Below are 2,743 nucleotides of genomic sequence, written 5' to 3'. Positions count from 1 at the left end.
CCACATAGCTGCCGTCGCCGACGCGCGCCACCACGTAGCCCTCGGCGCGCAGCCGCTCCAGCGCCCACAGGACGGTGTTGCGCCCGACGCCGAGCGCCAGCGCGTGGTCGCGCGACGGCGGCAGGCGCGCGCCGGGCGCGAAGGTGCCCTGCTCGATCGCGCCGCGCAGCTGCAGGTAGACCTGCTGGCGCAAGGTCGCCGCGGTTGAAACGATCGCTGAATTGGTTCCTCCAGCCATGGTCGATTGGTTCCTCGTGAAGCCCCTGCAGTGTCTACGATGTGGAACCAATCCGGAACCCGACGGGAGCCCCCCATGAGCGACAAGACCAGTAGCCAGATCGACCGCTTCATCGCACTGCACCGCGGCCCGCGCGCCTTCGTGATCGCCAATGCCTTCGATGCCGGCTCGGCGCGCGCGCTGGCCGGCCTCGGCTTCGCGGCGCTCGCCACCTCCAGCGGCGCCGCCGCCGCGGTGGCCGGGCGGCGCGACGGCCAGTTGACGCGCGACGAGGCCATCGCGCACGCGCAGGCCATCGTGCAGGCGGTCGACGTGCCGGTGTCGGCCGACCTGGAGAACGGGTTCGGTGCCACACCGCAGGACGCCGCCGAGACGATCCGCCGAGCCGGCGCGATCGGCCTGGCCGGCGGCTCGATCGAGGATGCGAGCGGCGACGAGGCGAAGCCGCTGTACGACATCGGCCACGCGACCGAGCGCATCGCCGCCGCGGTCGAAGCGGCGCGCGCCGTGCCGGGCGGTTTCGTGCTGACCGCCCGGTCGGAGAACTTCCTGCGCGGCAACCCCGACCTCGACGACACGATCCGCCGGCTGCAGGCCTTCGAGCGCGCCGGTGCCGACGTGCTGTTCGCGCCCGGCCTGCCCGACCTCGACGCGGTGCGCACCGTGTGCAGTGCGCTGACGAAGCCGCTGAACTTCATGGTCGGCATCAAGGGCAAGTCGTTCAGCGTCGCCGAGCTCGAAGCGGCCGGCGTGCGCCGCATCAGCCTCGCGACCTCGCTGTACCGCGCCGCGATGCGCGGGCTGCTGGATGCCGCGACCGAAGTGCGCGAGCAGGGCACCTTCGACTACCTGAACCGCCTGTGAGGACCTGAACGATGACCACGCACGACTACCACGCCGAGGTGCACTGGACGCGCGCCGGCCAGCCCTTCACCGACAACCGCTACAGCCGCCGCCACGACTGGCACTTCGACGGCGGCGCGACCGTGCCGGGTTCGTCGTCGCCGCATTCGGTGCGCGTGCCGCTGTCGGACCCGAGCGCCGTCGATCCCGAGGAAGCCTTCGTCGCGGCCCTCAGCAGCTGCCACATGCTGTGGTTCCTCAGCCTCGCCGCGAAGGCGGGTTGGGTGATTGACGACTACCGCGATGCGGCGGTCGGCATCATGGAACTGAATGCGCAGCGGCAGATGGCGGTCACCGTCGTCACGCTGCGGCCGGCCGTGCGCTACGGCGGCGAGCGCCGGCCCGATGCCGCCGAGCAGGCGCGGCTGCACCACGAGGCGCATGCCAACTGCTTCATCGCGAACTCGGTGAAGTCCGACGTGCGGTGCGAGCCGGTCACGATCGACTGAAGGAGCCTCATGTACGCCCCCCGTCATTTCGAGGAATCCCGCCCGGAGGTGCTGCACGAGCTGGTGCGCACGCACCCGCTCGGGCTGCTGGTCACGCAGGATGCGGGCGGCGAGCTGTCGGCGAACCCGGTGCCCTTCCTGCTGGAGCACGATGCGGCCGGCCACGCGGTGCTGCGCGCCCACGTCGCGCGCGCCAACCCGGTCTGGCAGGCCGCGCGGCGCGATGTCGATGCGCTGGTCGTGTTCCAGGGGCCGCAGGCCTACATCTCGCCGGGCTGGTACGCGACGAAGGCGGAGCACGGCAAGGTGGTGCCGACCTGGAACTACGTGATGGTGCAGGCGCGCGGCAAGCTGCAGGTGCATGAAGACGCGCCGTGGCTGCTGTCGCTGGTGACGCGGCTGACGCAGCGGCACGAGGCCGCGCTGCCGCGGCCCTGGGCGGTGGCCGATGCACCGGCCGACTTCATCGACGGCATGCTGCGCGCGATCGTCGGCATCGAGATCCCGCTGCAGTCGCTGGTGGGCAAGTGGAAGGTCAGCCAGAACCGCTCGACCGCCGATCGCGAGGGCGTCGCAGCGGGGTTGCTCGATCAAGGCGATCCAGGCGGCCCCGGATCGGCCGGTGCGTCGGTCAATATGTCCAGGCTGGTGCAACCCGGCGGCTGAAGACACGGGGGGATACTCGCGTTGCGCCGCCGCCTCGTCTGCCACGCGCACCGCACGATGAAAGCCCTCCTCGCCCTGATCCTGCTGACCGCCGTCTTCAGCGCACGCGCCGCGCCGCCGGTGCCCGACACGATCGCGCAGCGCCTGCAGGCCTGCACCGGCTGCCACGGCAAGGAAGGCCGCGCCGCGCGCGACGGCTACTACCCGCGCATCGCCGGCAAGCCGGCCGACTACCTCTACCACCAGCTGCAGGGCTTTCGCGACGGCCGCCGCCAGTACGCGCTGATGACCGGCCTGCTCGACCCGCTGAGCGACGCCTACCTGCGCGAGATCGCCGCGTACTTCTCGTCGCTCGACCTGCCGTACTCGCCACCGGCGCCCGGGCCCGCGCTGCCGGCCGAGGTGGCACGCCGCGGCGAGGCGCTCACGCGCCACGGCGATGCCGCGCGCAAGCTGCCGGCCTGCACGCAATGCCACGGCGCCACGC

At 72.0% G+C, this 2,743-nt stretch carries 5 protein-coding genes; 4 read left to right on the top strand and 1 reads right to left on the bottom strand.

Translation table 11 applies throughout. The annotated features are described in order from the left end of the window. On the bottom strand, nt 1-238 hold a 238-nt coding region (locus AC1DXV_RS33510; RefSeq protein WP_477937873.1), incomplete at its 3' end, for a GntR family transcriptional regulator. A gap of 75 nt (nt 239-313) precedes the next feature. Between AC1DXV_RS33510 and AC1DXV_RS33505 the strand changes: the two genes are divergently transcribed. The 4 genes from AC1DXV_RS33505 to AC1DXV_RS33490 form a co-directional block, all read left to right on the top strand. After that, the gene (locus AC1DXV_RS33505; RefSeq protein WP_477937871.1) at nt 314-1,102 is read left to right on the top strand and encodes an isocitrate lyase/PEP mutase family protein; all 789 of its coding nucleotides are present in this window, start codon (nt 314-316) and stop codon (nt 1,100-1,102) included. Nucleotides 1,103-1,113: 11 nt separating this feature from the next. Beyond that, nucleotides 1,114-1,590, top strand: a complete 477-nt coding sequence (locus AC1DXV_RS33500; protein WP_477870116.1) for an OsmC family protein — start codon at nt 1,114-1,116, stop codon at nt 1,588-1,590. A gap of 9 nt (nt 1,591-1,599) precedes the next feature. Continuing rightward, nucleotides 1,600-2,256 (top strand): FMN-binding negative transcriptional regulator, encoded by a 657-nt coding sequence (locus tag AC1DXV_RS33495; protein ID WP_477870114.1) that lies wholly within the window; start codon nt 1,600-1,602, stop codon nt 2,254-2,256. Between the two features lie 57 nt (nt 2,257-2,313). Further along, a partial coding sequence (locus AC1DXV_RS33490; RefSeq protein ID WP_477937869.1) for a c-type cytochrome occupies nt 2,314-2,743 on the top strand: 430 nt, incomplete at its 3' end.

The organism is Rhizobacter sp. P3_C12 (assembly GCF_056402735.1).
Note: the sequence above shows the minus strand (reverse complement) of the source record. Positions and strands in the feature narration are given on the sequence as shown.